Here is a 13,071-nt window from a genome sequence, read left to right as displayed (position 1 = left end):
TTTCTTGCGCGTTCGGCAGCCGATCGGGGCATCGTCTTGCGCATTCGCGGGCGCGCCGTGCCGCGCCCGCGCGACCGGCTTAGCGTGGGCGGCATGAGTCACGCAAGCCCGCACACCGCGACCGATCAGCACCCCGGCCACGGCCACGCCGCGCACCAAGCCCACGCCCACTCCCACCCCTTCCGGCACGACGCCGACGGCGAGGCCGAGATCCTCGACCTGGACGCCGCCGTGCTCGCCGAGCACATCGCCTCCATCACCGCCGCCCTCCCGCTCACCGCCGACCCGCGCCACATCGTGGACCTGGGCTGCGGGACCGGCACCGGCACCTTCGCCCTGCTCGACCGATTCCCCGGGGCCGAGGTGACCGCCGTCGACAGCTCGGCGGACCACCTGCGCCGTCTGCGCGAGAAGGCCGACGGCAGGGGAGTGGCCGACCGGATCCGCACGGTGCGGGCCGACCTGGACGCCGAGTGGCCCGAACTCGGTGCGCCGGAACTCGTCTGGGCCTCGGCCTCGATGCACCACATGGCCGACCCGGACCGTACCCTGCGGGCGGTTCACGACCTGCTCGTGCCCGGCGGCCTCTTCGCCGTCGTCGAACTGTCCGGCTTCCCGCGCTTCCTGCCCGAGGACGCCCCGGCCGAGCGACCCGGCCTGGAGGAGCGCAGCCATGCCGCGAGCGAGCGGCACCACGCCGAGCAGGTGCCGCACCGCGGTGCCGACTGGGGACCCATGCTGGCCGAGGCCGGGTTCACCATCGAGGACCACCGCACGATCACCGTGCACCTCGACCGCTCCCACAGCGACGCCGTCGGACGCTACGCCCTCCAGAGCCTGCTCCGCATGCGCGACACCGTCGTCCAGAACCTGTCGGCCGAGGACCTCGCCGCGTACGACCGACTCCTCGACACCGAGGGCCCGCAGAGCATCCTGAACCGTGACGACCTCGCGGTGCGCACCGAGCGCACGGTCTGGGCCGCACGGCGCCGCGACTGAGCCCGGGCGGGGCCCGGCGCCGTGGCCCGGACGAGCCGGATCGGGCCGGTGTCCGGATGTGACAGGGAATCGTCATTGCGGCCACCGGGGCGGGCGCCGAGGATGGGTGCATGCCCACTTCGCACCGGGTCGTCATCGCGGTCTTCCCCGATGTCGACCTCCTGGATGTCACCGGACCGGCCGAGGTCTTCGCCCTGGCCAACCGTGAGACCGGCGGCCGCGCCGGGTACCAGGTGTGCCTTGCCGGCCCCGCCGCCGGCGAGGTGCGCACGTCGGCGGGCGTGCGGCTGATCGCCGACCTGTCGTTCGCGGAGGTCGGCCGAGGCGTGGACACCCTGCTCGTGCCCGGCGCGGTCGACCTCACCGACGCGGGGCCCGTCGCCCGCATCGACCCGGACGTCGTGTCCTGGGTGAGGGACACCGCACGGTACGCCCACCGGGTGGCGTCGGTGTGCGTGGGCGCCCATGTCCTCGCTGCGGCCGGGCTCCTCGACGGCAGGACGGTGACCACCCACTGGCTGACGGCCGCCCAGCTCGCCGCCGACCACCCCGCCGTCACCGTCGACCCGGACCCCATCTTCGTCCGCACCGACCGGGGGCGGCTGTGGACCGGCGCAGGGATCAGCGCCTGCCTGGACCTGTCGCTCGCCCTGGTCGCCGAGGACCAGGGCGAGGAGGTCGCCCTCGCGGTGGCCCGGCAGCTGGTGATGTACCTCAGACGGCAGGGCGGCCAGAGCCAGTTCTCCGTGCCGCTCAGCCGGCCCGCCACCTCCCGGCGCGACATCGACGAGCTGCGCCTGTGGATCGCCGACCACCTCGACGAGGACCTGTCGGCCCAGGCCCTCGCGGCCCGCATGTGTCTGAGCGAGCGGCACTTCGCCCGGGTCTTCAAACAGGAGACCGGCGCGAGCCCCGCCTCCTACGTCGAGGCCGCCCGGGTCGAGTCGGCCCGGCGCCTGCTGGAGACCACCGACTGCCCGCTCGACGAGGTCGCGCATACGTCCGGTCTCGGCTCGGTGGAGACCCTGCACCGCGCGGTCAGACGTCAGCTCGCGACCACCCCGGCTGCCTACCGCCGGCGCTTCCGCACCCAGCCCGCCTGACCTCTGCACCTTGTCCCGAGCGCGATCCCGACGGCTTCGCCATGCCGCGACGGCTTCGCCATGCCCGCAACCATGACCCCATCCGATCCATGACGCTCCGTCAATTACGTTATGAGAGGCCCGAGATGAGCACCGAAGAGAACGCCACCCCGCAGTCCTTCGACCGCCAGTCCCTCACCCACCAGCCTTCCGCGCCCCTGCGCGAGGTGGTCGGCCTGGACAGCCGGCCGCCGCGGCTCGGCGACTCGATCCTGATCCTGGTCGACTACCAGAACACCTACCGCACCGGCGTGATGGCCCTGGAGGGCGCCGAGGAAGCCCTCGCGGCCGGGGCGCGCCTGCTGGAGCGGGCCCGCGCCGAAGGCGCCCCGGTCGTGCACATCATCAACGACGGCGGTGAGGGCGGACCGTACGACATCCGCGCCCACATCGGAGCCATCAGCGACGAAGTGGCCCCGAAGGACGGGGAGCCCGTCGTGGTCAAGCAGTTCCCCAACTCCTTCCACCTGACCGACCTGGAGAAGACCCTGACCCAGCTCGGCGCGGCCCCGGGCAGCGGCAAGGACCTGGTCATCGCCGGGTTCATGACCCACATGTGCGTCAACTACACCGCGCAGGGCGCCTTCAACCTCGGTTACCGGCCCACGGTCGTCGCCGAGACCACGGCGACCCGCTCCCTCACCGCGCCCGACGGCAGGGACCTTCGGGCGAACGACCTCCAGACCGCCGCGCTCACCGCGATCACCGACCTGTTCGGGGTCGTCGTGCCCACGGTGGACGCGCTCCCGGCCTGAGCGGGGACGTCGGGGCGGCCGGGACGGGGGTCCGGCCGCCCGGCGACGTCAGATCCAGCCGTCGAGCGAAGCCATGAAACCGTCGAAGTCGTCGCGGTGGATCGTGTGCCCCGCGCCCTTGACGGTACGGACCTCGAAGCCACGCGCTTCGAGGCGGGCCGCCTCCGCCGCGTCGTAGAGGAAGCTCGCCTCGGCGAGCTGGACGAGCGAGGGGACGACGGCCTTCGCGGGGACCAGGTCCGAGCCGAACATCGCGGCCAGGCCGAGGGCGGTGTTCTCGTCCCAGAGCCCCAGAGTCGCCAGCTCGATGTCGATGTCCTCCTGCTCCCAGCGCGGGTTGAGCCCGGCGACCATCTCCCGGGTCGCCCCCTTGAACTGGGCGAAGAGTTCCGGACTCACGCTCTCCTGGGGGGAGTTGACGTTCCAGGCCGGATCCGAGTACACCGCGCGGGCCGGCCGCAGCCGCTCGACGGCGAGCGAGAGGGAGAGCGCGCCGAGCGAGTGGCCGATCGCCAACTCGGCCCCGGCGGGCAGCGTTTCGACGAGATCGTCCGCGAAGAGTTCGGGGCGGTACTCGCCGCGCCCGCTCGCGCCGTGGCCGCGCAGGTCCACCGCGATGACGCGATAGCCCCGGTCGGCGAGCGCCGGGCCCACCTTCCGCCAGGTGCGGTGGTCGGCCATGATCCCGTGGATCAGGAGCGCGACACGGTCGCCCTCTCCCCAGGTGCGCGTGTTGAGTTGCACGATATTGCCTTTCGGTACGGGTGGTGCGGTCGATCGGAGGGTGTACGGGCCCGGGGCGGGCGGCGCGGTCAGGTGCGGGCCCGCCCCGGAACCGTACGGATACGGACCCCGGACCGGCGCGTGTGTCAGGCACGCGCGGGCCCCGGGCCCGTACGTCTGTCAGCGCACGGACCTGATCGGGCGCACGGCCAGCGCGCCCAGGACCGACAGCGCCGCTCCGGCCAGGAAGAGCGCGGTGTAGCCGCCACTGGCCGAGACGATCAGGGAGGCCGCGAACGGGGCGACGATCTGCGGGCCCGCGTTGGCGACGTTGAGGACGCCCATGTCCCGGGCCGCGTCCTCGGCCTTCGGCAGGACGAGGGTGACGAGCGCGGTGTCGACCGCCATGTAGCAGCCGAAACCCAGGCCGTTGACGACCGCGAACGCGATCATCGCGGGCCAGCTCGGCGAGACCGCCGGGATGATCAGAGCGGCCGCGGAGAGCGCCGCCGAGGCCCCGACGAACCGTTTGCGCCGGTCGTGGCGGTCGGAGAGCCAGCCGCCGAGCACGGTGGAGACCACCATGGCGACGGCGTTGACCGGCGTCAGGATCGCCACCGCGTGCTCGGGCGAGAGGCCCGCCGGAAGACGGGTGTGGTCCTGGAGGATGTAGAGCTGGTATCCGGCCACCGAGAAGTAACCGAGCACGAGCAGCGCGCGCCCGATGAACGCCCAGCGGAAGTCGTGGTCGCGCAGCGCGCCGGTGAACGCGGAGAGCTGCCGGGCGAAGGGGAGCGGCGCCTTGGCCGGCCGTCTCTCCTCGCGCGTCCCGGCCGTGAACACGACCGCGGCGACGGCGATGAGGGCGCCGAAGACCAGATAGCCGGTGCGGTAGTGGTCGGCGAAGGCGGCGCCGAGCAGCGCGCCGACGGTGGAGCCGAAGGGCAGCCCGAGCCCGACGGCGGCTGACGCCTTGCCGCGGGCGGACAGCGGCACCCGGTCGGGGACGACCGAGGTGAGCGCAGCCTGGTAGACGTTGAGGACGGCCTGGCCCAGGCACCACACGATGGTCACGAGCAGCAGCGTGTGGACCGTGCCGAGCAGCAGCATGACTGGCAGCGCCAGCAGGCCGCCGCCGAGTATCCAGGGATTACGGCGCCCCGAACGGTCGGAGAGCGCGCCCGCCACCGGGTTGAACACGGTCGCGAAGATCGCCGAGACGCCGGAGACGAGACCGAAGTCGGCGACCTTGTGCGCCGCGTCGATGTGCTCGATCTGGAGCGCCAGCAGCACCCCGGGTACGCCGATGTAGAGGGCGTACATGGCGGTGTTGCCGAGCAGCAGCAGCGGAAGGAGCCCGCGTGCGGGACGGGGAGCCGGGTCGGTGACGGCCAGGGGGATGCCGGTGCCGGGGGAGGAAAGGGCCACGCTGCCCTCCGAGGAGTGGGAAGAGGCGGACGAGGGGGACGAGCGCGCGCGGCTCGGGGCCCGACCGGTGCGGAATGAGGGTTCCGGACGGTGGAGGACTCCTGGTGACACCGGTGCCGACGGGACGACGGCCTGTGACCGACGGCGGTGACGCTTGTGGTGACACGTGTCAACGATGCGCGTAAGCACTGTGTAGCATCGAATTCAGGCCATCCGCTAGACCCTGGCCCGGACGCGTCTGGAAAGATGCCGATCGCGATGAGCCAGACACCCAAGCAGCCTGCCGACCGTCCCGTCCCGACCAGTGCCGACGTGGCCAGGCTCGCCGGGGTCTCCCGGGCGACCGTGAGCTACGTGCTCAACAACACCTCGGCCGTGCGGATCAGCGAGCCCACCCGGATCAAGGTGCGGGCCGCCGCCGAGGAACTGGGCTATGTGCCGCACGCCGCGGCCCGCAGCCTGCGCGCCGGGCACACCCGGATCGTGCTGCTGCCGACCTCCCACATCCCGGTGGGGCCGCTCTACAGCCGGTTCTTCAACGAACTCCAGTGGGAGCTGCGCCGGCTCGACTACACCGTCGTGCAGTACGGGAGTCTCGGGCTGGGCGCCGACGAGGCGGCCCGCGCATGGGCCGAACTGCGGCCGGTCGCGGTGGTCTCGCTCGGCGAGATCGAGCTGACTCCGCAGGGCGTCCAGCTCCTCAAGCGCTCCGGGGCCCGCGCGGTCATAACGCTGGGCCCGCAGCGCGTCGAGGGCGCCCACGCGCTCGTGATGGACCAGCGCGAGGTCGGCGAGAGTGCCGTCGCCCACCTGCTTGAGCGGGGTCGTCGCCGGATCGGCGTGCTGATGCCCGAGGAGCCCGGTCTCGAACTCTTCTCCCGGCCGCGCCTGGCCGGCGCCCGCAAGGCCGCGCACGGCACGGACGCGCTCGTCGAGCCGGTGACGATGGCGTACACGGAAGAGTCCGCATCCCAACTTGCCTCCCGTTGGCGCGAGTTGGGGCTGGACGCGGTGTTCGCCTACAACGACGAGTACGCGATGCTCCTGATGCGCGCGCTCCAGGACGCTGACATCGATGTCCCCGGCGAGGCCGCGGTGATCGGCGCCGACGACCTGCTGCTCGGCAGGCTCCTGCGCCCCCGTCTGAGCACGGTGCGCGTCGAGATGGTGACCGGCCGCCACCTGGCCGAACTGGTCGACCGCGTGGTGCGCGACCCGGACGGCGCCCCCGAGCGGCACGACCTCATGGGCGCCCGGGCGCTGCCGCGCGAATCCAGCTGAGCCCGGCGCGTGGGACGGGGTGCGTCAGGGGCGCCGGGTGTCTAGCGTTCGGAGCATGAGCCATCAACCGCAGTACGCGAGCCGGCACCCGCGGCGCTTCGAGATCCTGCTGGTGCCCGAGCACGTCGAGTCCCGGGGCGATGCCTCGGTGGCCGACAGCGCCGTACGGTCCGCCGTCGTCGAGGCCACCGGTGAGACGGGGGTCTCGGGCTACCCCCGCTATGCCGGACACGGCATCGAGGCCGAGATCGACTCCGCGGGGCGGGCGGTCGAGGCGCTGCTGGTCGACGGGTCCGAACTCGACATCGGTCTGACCGCGGTGGTCAGGGACGTACCGGCCCGCCCCGGCGGCTGACCGGGTTCCGGCCGGGGCCCGTTGACAGCGGACGGCGAGGGGCAGAGACTCGGGCGCAGCCATTCATGAACATCACTTCACTGGGCGAACAGGCTGCCGTGGTGGCCGCGAAGCGGTGAAGAGATCCGTGGGAGAGACCCGATGAGCATCCGCGACGTGTACATCGTCGACGCCGTCCGCACCCCGATCGGCAAGTTCGGCGGCGCCCTCGCCGCGGTGCGGCCCGACGACCTCGCCGCCCATGTGGTCAGGTCCCTGGTGGACCGCAGCCCCGAGCTCGACCCGGCCCGCATCGACGACGTGTACTTCGGCGACGCCAACGGAGCGGGGGAGGACAACCGCGACGTGGCCCGGATGGCCGTGCTGCTCGCGGGGCTGCCGGTCTCGGTGCCCGGCGTCACCGTCAACCGGCTGTGCGGCTCGGGCCTCGAAGCCGTCATCCAGGCGGCCCGCGCCATCGCGGTCGGTGACGCCTCCATCGCCGTCGCGGGCGGCGTCGAGTCGATGTCCCGCGCCCCCTGGGTCGTCCAGAAGCCCGAACGCGCCTTTCCCGCCGGGCACCAGCAGATGTTCTCCACCACCCTCGGCTGGCGCATGACCAACCCGAAGCTGCCCGCCGAGTGGACCGTCGCGCTCGGCGAGGGCGCCGAACTCATCGCCGACCGGCACGGCATCACCCGCGAACAGCAGGACGCCTTCGCCCTGGAGAGCCACCGCAAGGCCGCCGAGGCCTGGGCCAAGGGCCTGTACGACGGCGAGGTCGTCCCGTACGCCGGGGTCGAGCTCGCCCGCGACGAGTGCATCCGCGAGTCCTCCCCGGAAGCGCTCGCCCGGCTCAAGCCGGCCTTCCGCACGGACGGTTCGGTGACCGCGGGCAACGCCTCGCCGCTCAACGACGGCGCCGCCGCCCTGCTGCTCGTCGACGAGGACGGCCTGCGTGCCACCGGCCGCGAACCGCTCGCCCGCATCCGGAGCTCCGCCGTGACCGGCATCGAGCCCCAGCTCTTCGGGCTCGGGCCGGTCGAGGCGGTCCGCAAGGCGCTCGCCAGGGCCGGCAAGGACTTCGGTGACCTCACCACCTTCGAGCTGAACGAGGCGTTCGCCGCCCAGTCGCTCGGCTGCCTCGCCGAATGGCCCGGCCTCGACCCCGCCGTGGTCAACCCGCGCGGCGGCGCCATCGCGATCGGCCATCCGCTCGGCGCCTCGGGTGCCCGCCTCGCCGGAGCCGTGGCCCATCAGCTCGCCGCGGCCGGCTCGGGCACGGGCCTCGCGGCCCTGTGCATCGGGGTGGGCCAGGGCCTCGCCCTCGTACTGGAACGCTGACCGACCCGGACTCCGGCGGTGCCGCCGACGGGCGGTACCGTCAACCAGCGTGCCCCGTAAGGGACTTCGCCCCTCCGATGCGAAAGTGACTGGAGCGCCTTCATGGCCCTGCTCGACCCCAAGACATGGCAGCCCGCACCGCTCGCCGGGGGTGAGTACGAGGTCGTCGAGCCCGCCACCGGCGCATCGCTCGGCGCCGTCACCCTCGCCGCCGGCGAGGACGTGGAAACGGCCGCCGCGATCGCCGCCGCGGCCCAGCCGGGTTGGGCGCGCACCCCGCACCTCACGCGTGCGGCCGTCCTGCGCAGGGCGGGCGACCTCTTCAGCCGCCACGCCGACGAACTGCGGGAATGGCTGGTGCGCGAGTCCGGCTCGATCCCCGGCAAGGCCGACTTCGAGCTGCACGTCGCCGCCCAGGAGTGCTACGAGGCGGCCGCCCTGGCCTCCCGCCCGCTCGGCGAGATACTTCCGAGCGAGCAGCCCCGGCTCTCCTACACCCGCCGCGTCCCGGTCGGTGTGACCGCGGTGATCGCCCCGTTCAACGCTCCGCTCATCCTGTCCATCCGCTCGGTGGCCCCCGCGCTCGCGCTGGGCAACGCGGTGCTGCTCAAGCCCGACCCGCGCACCGCGGTCTGCGGCGGCCTCGCGCTCGGGGCCGTGTTCGCCGAGGCGGGTCTGCCCGAAGGGCTGCTGCACCTTCTGCCCGGCGGTGCCGAGACCGGACAGGCCCTCGTCGCCGAGCCCCGGATCCCCGTCATCTCCTTCACCGGGTCGACCGCCGCGGGCCGCCGGGTGGGCGAGGCGGCCGGACGCCAACTCAAGCGGGCGCACCTGGAGTTGGGCGGGAACTCGGCACTCGTCGTCCTCGCGGACGCCGACATCGAGGGCGCCGTCGCCCAGGCCACCTGGGGCTCGTTCTTCCACCAGGGCCAGATCTGCATGACCACCGGCCGCCACCTCGTGCACGCCTCCTTGTACGAGGAGTACATCGAGCGGCTCGCGGCCAAGGCCGAGGCGCTGACCGTCGGCGACCCCCACCGCGAGCGGGTCCATCTCGGACCCGTCATCGACCGGGGCCAACTAGGCAAGATCCAGGGGCTGGTGGAGTCCAGCATCGCGCGCGGCGCCCGGCTCGCGGCCGGCGGCGGCCACCGCGACCTCTTCTTCCGCCCGACCGTCCTCGCCGACGTGGACGACCACACCCCCGCCTACGCGGAGGAGGTCTTCGGGCCGGTCGCGCCGGTGCGGTCCTTCGCCACCCTGGACGAGGCCGCGACCCTGGCGGCGAGCGGCCCCTACGGGCTCTCGCTCGGCATCGTCACCCGGGACACCGCGCTCGGCCTGGAACTCGCGGACCGCATCCCCACCGGGATCGCCCACATCAACGACCAGACGGTCAACGACGAGGCCGTGGCCCCCTTCGGCGGGATCGCCGCCTCCGGCACCGGCGCCCGCTTCGGCGGCTCCGCCAACCTGGACGCCTTCACCGAGCTGCGCTGGACCACCGTGCGCCGCGAGACCGCCGGCCATCCCTTCTAGGGTCTGACCGGCCGGGGACGCGTGTCCGGTCAGCGGTACCCCGACGGCGGGGACCGGACACCGTTCGGGCATCCTTGACCCGGTGCACTCGGTCTTCTCCGGATTCCTGCCCATCTGGATCATCACCGCGTTCGGCTGGGCGGCCGGGCGGTTCGACCTGCTGGGCGACCAGGCCCAACAGGTGCTGGGCCGCTTCGCGTTCACCTTCGCGATGCCCTCGCTGCTGTTCCTGACGATGGCGAAGTCGCGCCCCGGGGACCTCGCACAGCCCGGCGTCGCGGTCTTCGCCCTCAGCCTGCTCGCCGTGTTCGCGGCGGGCCTGGTGGCGAGCGGACGCCTCTTCGGGCGCAAGCGGGCCGAGCAGGCGATCGGCGCGATGGGCGCCTCCTATGTGAACTCGGCCAACCTCGGGATCCCGGTCGCGGTGCACGTCCTGCACGACACCTCGTTCATCGTGGCCGCGGCACTCTTCCAGATGCTCTTCATCACGCCGCTGATCCTGATCCTCATCGAACTCGACGTACGCCGTGACGCACCCGGGCGATGGCTCAGGATGCTCCAACTGCCCCTACGCAACCCGGTGGTCGGCGCATCCGCCGCCGGGGCGGCGGTGGCCGCGCTCGGCCTCGGGCTGCCCACCGAGGTGACCTCGCCGCTCGCCGTCCTGGGCGGCGGCGCCGTCCCCGCCGCCCTGTTCGCGCTCGGCATGTCGCTCACCGCGCGGACCGCGGCCGCCCCGGGGGAGCGGGCCGAGCGCACCCTGCTCGTCACCCTCAAGACGGCCGTCCAGCCGCTCCTGGCCTATGCGCTGGGACGGTGGGCCTTCGGGCTCGGCGGCCCCGAACTGTTCGCGGTGGTGCTCTGCGCGGGGCTGCCCACCGCGCAGAACGCCTTCGTCTTCGCTTCCGAATACCGCCTCGACGCCGCGCTGCCCCGCGACACCGTGCTGCTCTCGACCCTCCTGTCGATGGCGACCCTGTCCCTGACAGCGGTCCTGCTCGGCTGAGAGCGCGGCCCCTTCAGCAGGGCTGACGCCACACGTCCAGCTTGAGGTTCTTACGCATCGAGGAGAGCCCCAGCTTGTCGGACTCGGCACAGAAGTCCTTGTTCGGCAGCTCGTACTCGACGTGGAACACCGCCTTGTCCGCCTTCACGAACGGCGTGAGCTTGGCGCACTCGTCGAACTGCGCACACTGTTCATTGACCGCGAACTCGAAGTCGGGCACCAGCTCGGGGATCTGCTGGAGGTCGTTCTTGAGCCCCACCGCGAGGCCCCGCGCATGGGCGATCCCCGCGAGCATGCGGTTGTACGCCAGCTGGTCCGCCGCCGTGAGCGGGAAGCCCGTCTTGTTGGCGTAGCCGTCCATCAGGTCGGGCTCGACGCCGTCGAAGCCCTTCTGCTTGCACATGTCGAAGCGGCGCTCCATCAGCGGTCGCAGCACGTCGATCTGCCGGATGTCGAGCCAGCGTTCGCCCTCCCAGCCGTTGTTCTCGCCCTGCACCGAGCCGGGGAAGTCGCCCTTGTCCGACCGGAAGTTCTCCCAGGCGCCCGCGTTGATGTAGCAGATCGCCTTGCGGCCCTGGCTGTGCAGCTTGGCGACGTCGGCCGCGGTGTTCTCGAAGCCGTCGATGTCGTACACCGGGACGTCGGGGCCGTCCTGCACCCGGCCGTTGAGCTGCCACTGCCAGGCGGTACCGGGTCTGGGCTGCCAGATCTTCGCCTTCGCCGGGCCGCTCGGCGAGGGCGACGCGGGCGGGGTGGAGGTGCCCGGCGAAGGCGTGCCCGGCCTGCTGGGTGCCGGGGAGCGCGGGGGAGTGGGTCCGGTCGAGGTCGGGGCGGGGTCGTCCGGGCCGTCCGCGTCGTCGTCGGAGGAGCCGGACGAGCAGGCGGTCGCGAGCAGCAGCACGGTGACGGCGGTGCACAGCAGGGCGGTCGAACGGCGGGGCGGGGTGCGGTTCATGGTGTCTTTCCGGGAAGCACGGGCGGCAGTGCCGCCCACGGATTGGGCAGCTCGCGCTCGACCACGCAGCACACGCCGGCGCCGCGGTCCCCCGTCGTCCGCAGGGCGAGCGCGAGGAGCGCCCCGGGGACGCCGTACACCAAGTGGCAGAGCCGCTCGGGTGGTTGGCGGTCGGCCCAGCCGGGCCGGGAGAACGTGGACACATAGGTCGACCAGTGTCCCTCGAAGGTGACCACCAGATCGGCCAGGCGCAGATAGCCGGGCGCGGGATGCACCCCCGGGTTGAGCACCAGGGTCGTGGCGCCCGCCCGCCGTGCGGCCCGGGTCGCCTGCCGCACGAACGGCAGGCCGGTGCGGTCGGCGGGCGCCCGGTCGAAGAAACAGCCGTCCGTGCCGTACCAGGCGCGATGGCGGTCGATGTCCCGGACCACGTCGGCCAGCGGCCGGGTGCCGTAGTCCAGGTCGACATAGCCGAGCACCCGGACCCCGGCCGAGCGCAGTGTCTCGACCGGGCCGGTGAATGCGGCATCCGGGGCGGTGCCCGGGCCGTCGGCCGCGTTCAGCACCACCCCGTACACATCGTCCGCCGCCTCGGCGAGCCGCTGCCAGGCGGCCGGATCCTCGGCGGGATGGACGTAAAGGGGAACCAGCAGCATCAGTGCACCGGTTCCCGGTCCGGCTCGGCGTTCACGGCCGCCCAGAGCGCCGACACCGAGTCGGCGAGGTCGTGCCGGGGCGACCAGTCGAGCGTGGTGCGGGCCGCGGTCGGGTCGGAACACTGCCAGGGCACGTCCGCCGAGCGCGCCGAGCCCTCGGCGTTCTCCTCGATATGGCCCTCGAACCCGGCCGCGCGGGCCAGCTCGTGCACCAACTCCCTTACCGGGACGGCCTGTCCGCGGGAGACGTTGAGAAGCGGGGGCAGCGGGCCGGCGCTGGTCGCCGCGAGGACCGCGGCGTGCGCGACGTCCCGCGCGTCCACGAAGTCGCGGTGCGCGGAGAGGTCGCCGAGCCGTACCGAGGACCGGGGTCCCAGGTCGCGCAGCTGCCGGGCCAGCCGGCCCGGCAGCCCGGCGGCGGGTGCGCCGGGCCCGACCGGGTTGGTGATCCGCAGCACCACGGCGTCCAGACCCGACGAGGTGACGGCCAAGGTGCCGGCCAGCTTCGTGGCTCCGTACAGCGTGGTGGGCCGGGCCGCGGTCTGCTCGGTCACGCGTTCCCCGATGCCGCTCGGCCCGTATTCGGCCGCGGAGCCGAAGTGGACGAGCCGGGCGGTCGGGGCCGCCTCGCGCAGGGCCGCGCACAGCACGGCGGGGCCCCGGACGTTGATCTCGGCGAGCGGGACGGACTGCGGGCCGACCGCGCCCGCGCAGTTGATGACCGCGTCGGGCGCGAACGAGAAGAGCTGCTCGGCGAGTTGAGCCGGAGGGACGGTGGCGAGGTCCACGGCGAGGTCCGACGTGGGGCCCCGGCCCGCGCCGAAGAACCGCACACCGGGCAGGGCACGCAACTCCTGGGCGACATGGCCGCCCAGGTAGCCGCTGTGCCCCAGTACGAGGATGCGCATG

The 13,071-nt window shown here is 72.9% G+C and carries 13 protein-coding genes; 8 read left to right on the top strand and 5 right to left on the bottom strand.

Annotated features, from left to right (window positions below):
• Window positions 1-93: 93 nt before the first annotated feature.
• From CG740_RS32665 to CG740_RS32655, 3 genes are all read left to right on the top strand, one after another.
• Window positions 94-999: a class I SAM-dependent methyltransferase gene (locus CG740_RS32665; RefSeq protein WP_100578962.1), complete on the top strand. Its 906-nt coding sequence runs from the start codon at window positions 94-96 to the stop codon at window positions 997-999.
• A gap of 110 nt (window positions 1,000-1,109) precedes the next feature.
• Complete coding sequence (locus CG740_RS32660) at window positions 1,110-2,102, top strand: GlxA family transcriptional regulator (RefSeq protein ID WP_100578926.1); 993 nt, start codon at window positions 1,110-1,112, stop codon at window positions 2,100-2,102.
• Window positions 2,103-2,227: 125 nt separating this feature from the next.
• Window positions 2,228-2,896, top strand: coding sequence for an isochorismatase family protein (locus CG740_RS32655; protein WP_100578925.1), 669 nt, complete (start codon window positions 2,228-2,230; stop codon window positions 2,894-2,896).
• Between the two features lie 48 nt (window positions 2,897-2,944).
• On the opposite strand, the gene CG740_RS32650 is transcribed toward CG740_RS32655, so the two are convergent.
• Window positions 2,945-3,640 (bottom strand): alpha/beta fold hydrolase, encoded by a 696-nt coding sequence (locus CG740_RS32650; protein WP_100578924.1) that lies wholly within the window; start codon window positions 3,638-3,640, stop codon window positions 2,945-2,947.
• 159 nt (window positions 3,641-3,799) lie between these two features.
• Entirely contained in the window at window positions 3,800-5,047 is a 1,248-nt protein-coding gene (locus tag CG740_RS32645) for an MFS transporter (RefSeq protein WP_100578923.1), read from the bottom strand.
• 258 nt (window positions 5,048-5,305) lie between these two features.
• Here CG740_RS32645 and CG740_RS32640 point away from each other — a divergent pair, with 258 nt between their 5' ends.
• The 5 genes from CG740_RS32640 (at window position 5,306) to CG740_RS32620 (ending at window position 10,551) form a co-directional block, all read left to right on the top strand.
• Complete coding sequence (locus CG740_RS32640; RefSeq protein WP_100578961.1) at window positions 5,306-6,328, top strand: LacI family DNA-binding transcriptional regulator; 1,023 nt, start codon at window positions 5,306-5,308, stop codon at window positions 6,326-6,328.
• A 55-nt stretch (window positions 6,329-6,383) separates the two neighbouring features.
• Window positions 6,384-6,683 carry a hypothetical protein gene (locus CG740_RS32635; RefSeq protein WP_100578922.1) on the top strand — a complete coding sequence of 100 codons (300 nt, stop codon included), beginning with the start codon at window positions 6,384-6,386 and terminating at the stop codon, window positions 6,681-6,683.
• A 141-nt stretch (window positions 6,684-6,824) separates the two neighbouring features.
• Complete coding sequence (locus CG740_RS32630) at window positions 6,825-8,006, top strand: thiolase family protein (protein WP_100578921.1); 1,182 nt, start codon at window positions 6,825-6,827, stop codon at window positions 8,004-8,006.
• Window positions 8,007-8,108: 102 nt separating this feature from the next.
• Entirely contained in the window at window positions 8,109-9,545 is a 1,437-nt protein-coding gene (locus CG740_RS32625) for a benzaldehyde dehydrogenase (protein WP_100578920.1), read from the top strand.
• Window positions 9,546-9,627: 82 nt separating this feature from the next.
• Window positions 9,628-10,551, top strand: coding sequence for an AEC family transporter (locus CG740_RS32620; protein WP_100578919.1), 924 nt, complete (start codon window positions 9,628-9,630; stop codon window positions 10,549-10,551).
• A gap of 13 nt (window positions 10,552-10,564) precedes the next feature.
• On the opposite strand, the gene CG740_RS32615 is transcribed toward CG740_RS32620, so the two are convergent.
• Genes CG740_RS32615 through CG740_RS32605 form a run of 3 tightly spaced genes read right to left on the bottom strand, consistent with a single transcriptional unit; the run spans window position 10,565 to window position 13,070 of the window.
• Window positions 10,565-11,506 (bottom strand): endo alpha-1,4 polygalactosaminidase, encoded by a 942-nt coding sequence (locus tag CG740_RS32615; protein WP_100578918.1) that lies wholly within the window; start codon window positions 11,504-11,506, stop codon window positions 10,565-10,567.
• On the bottom strand, window positions 11,503-12,165 hold the full coding sequence (locus CG740_RS32610) for a spherulation-specific family 4 protein (protein ID WP_100578960.1): 663 nt from the start codon (window positions 12,163-12,165) through the stop codon (window positions 11,503-11,505). Before CG740_RS32610 ends, CG740_RS32615 begins: the two co-directional genes overlap by 4 nt.
• On the bottom strand, window positions 12,162-13,070 hold the full coding sequence (locus CG740_RS32605) for an NAD-dependent epimerase/dehydratase family protein (RefSeq protein WP_100578917.1): 909 nt from the start codon (window positions 13,068-13,070) through the stop codon (window positions 12,162-12,164). The genes CG740_RS32610 and CG740_RS32605 overlap by 4 nt, the downstream gene beginning before the upstream one ends.
• Window position 13,071 lies beyond the last annotated feature (1 nt).

This window comes from Streptomyces sp. CB01201 (assembly GCF_002803085.1).
In the GTDB taxonomy this organism is placed as follows: Bacteria; Actinomycetota; Actinomycetes; order Streptomycetales; family Streptomycetaceae; genus Streptomyces; species Streptomyces hundungensis.
Note: the sequence above shows the minus strand (reverse complement) of the source record. Positions and strands in the feature narration are given on the sequence as shown.

What these genes read in the sequence shown, in the direction of transcription:
- CG740_RS32655 (WP_100578925.1), top strand. Translation starts at nt 2,228, where the DNA reads ATGAGCACCGAAGAGAACGCCACCCCGCAGTCCTTCGACCGCCAGTCC.
- CG740_RS32605 (WP_100578917.1), bottom strand. Translation starts at nt 13,070, where the DNA reads ATGCGCATCCTCGTACTGGGGCACAGCGGCTACCTGGGCGGCCATGTC.
- CG740_RS32630 (WP_100578921.1), top strand. Translation starts at nt 6,825, where the DNA reads ATGAGCATCCGCGACGTGTACATCGTCGACGCCGTCCGCACCCCGATC.
- CG740_RS32660 (WP_100578926.1), top strand. Translation starts at nt 1,110, where the DNA reads ATGCCCACTTCGCACCGGGTCGTCATCGCGGTCTTCCCCGATGTCGAC.
- CG740_RS32615 (WP_100578918.1), bottom strand. Translation starts at nt 11,506, where the DNA reads ATGAACCGCACCCCGCCCCGCCGTTCGACCGCCCTGCTGTGCACCGCC.
- CG740_RS32665 (WP_100578962.1), top strand. Translation starts at nt 94, where the DNA reads ATGAGTCACGCAAGCCCGCACACCGCGACCGATCAGCACCCCGGCCAC.
- CG740_RS32640 (WP_100578961.1), top strand. Translation starts at nt 5,306, where the DNA reads ATGAGCCAGACACCCAAGCAGCCTGCCGACCGTCCCGTCCCGACCAGT.
- CG740_RS32625 (WP_100578920.1), top strand. Translation starts at nt 8,109, where the DNA reads ATGGCCCTGCTCGACCCCAAGACATGGCAGCCCGCACCGCTCGCCGGG.
- CG740_RS32635 (WP_100578922.1), top strand. Translation starts at nt 6,384, where the DNA reads ATGAGCCATCAACCGCAGTACGCGAGCCGGCACCCGCGGCGCTTCGAG.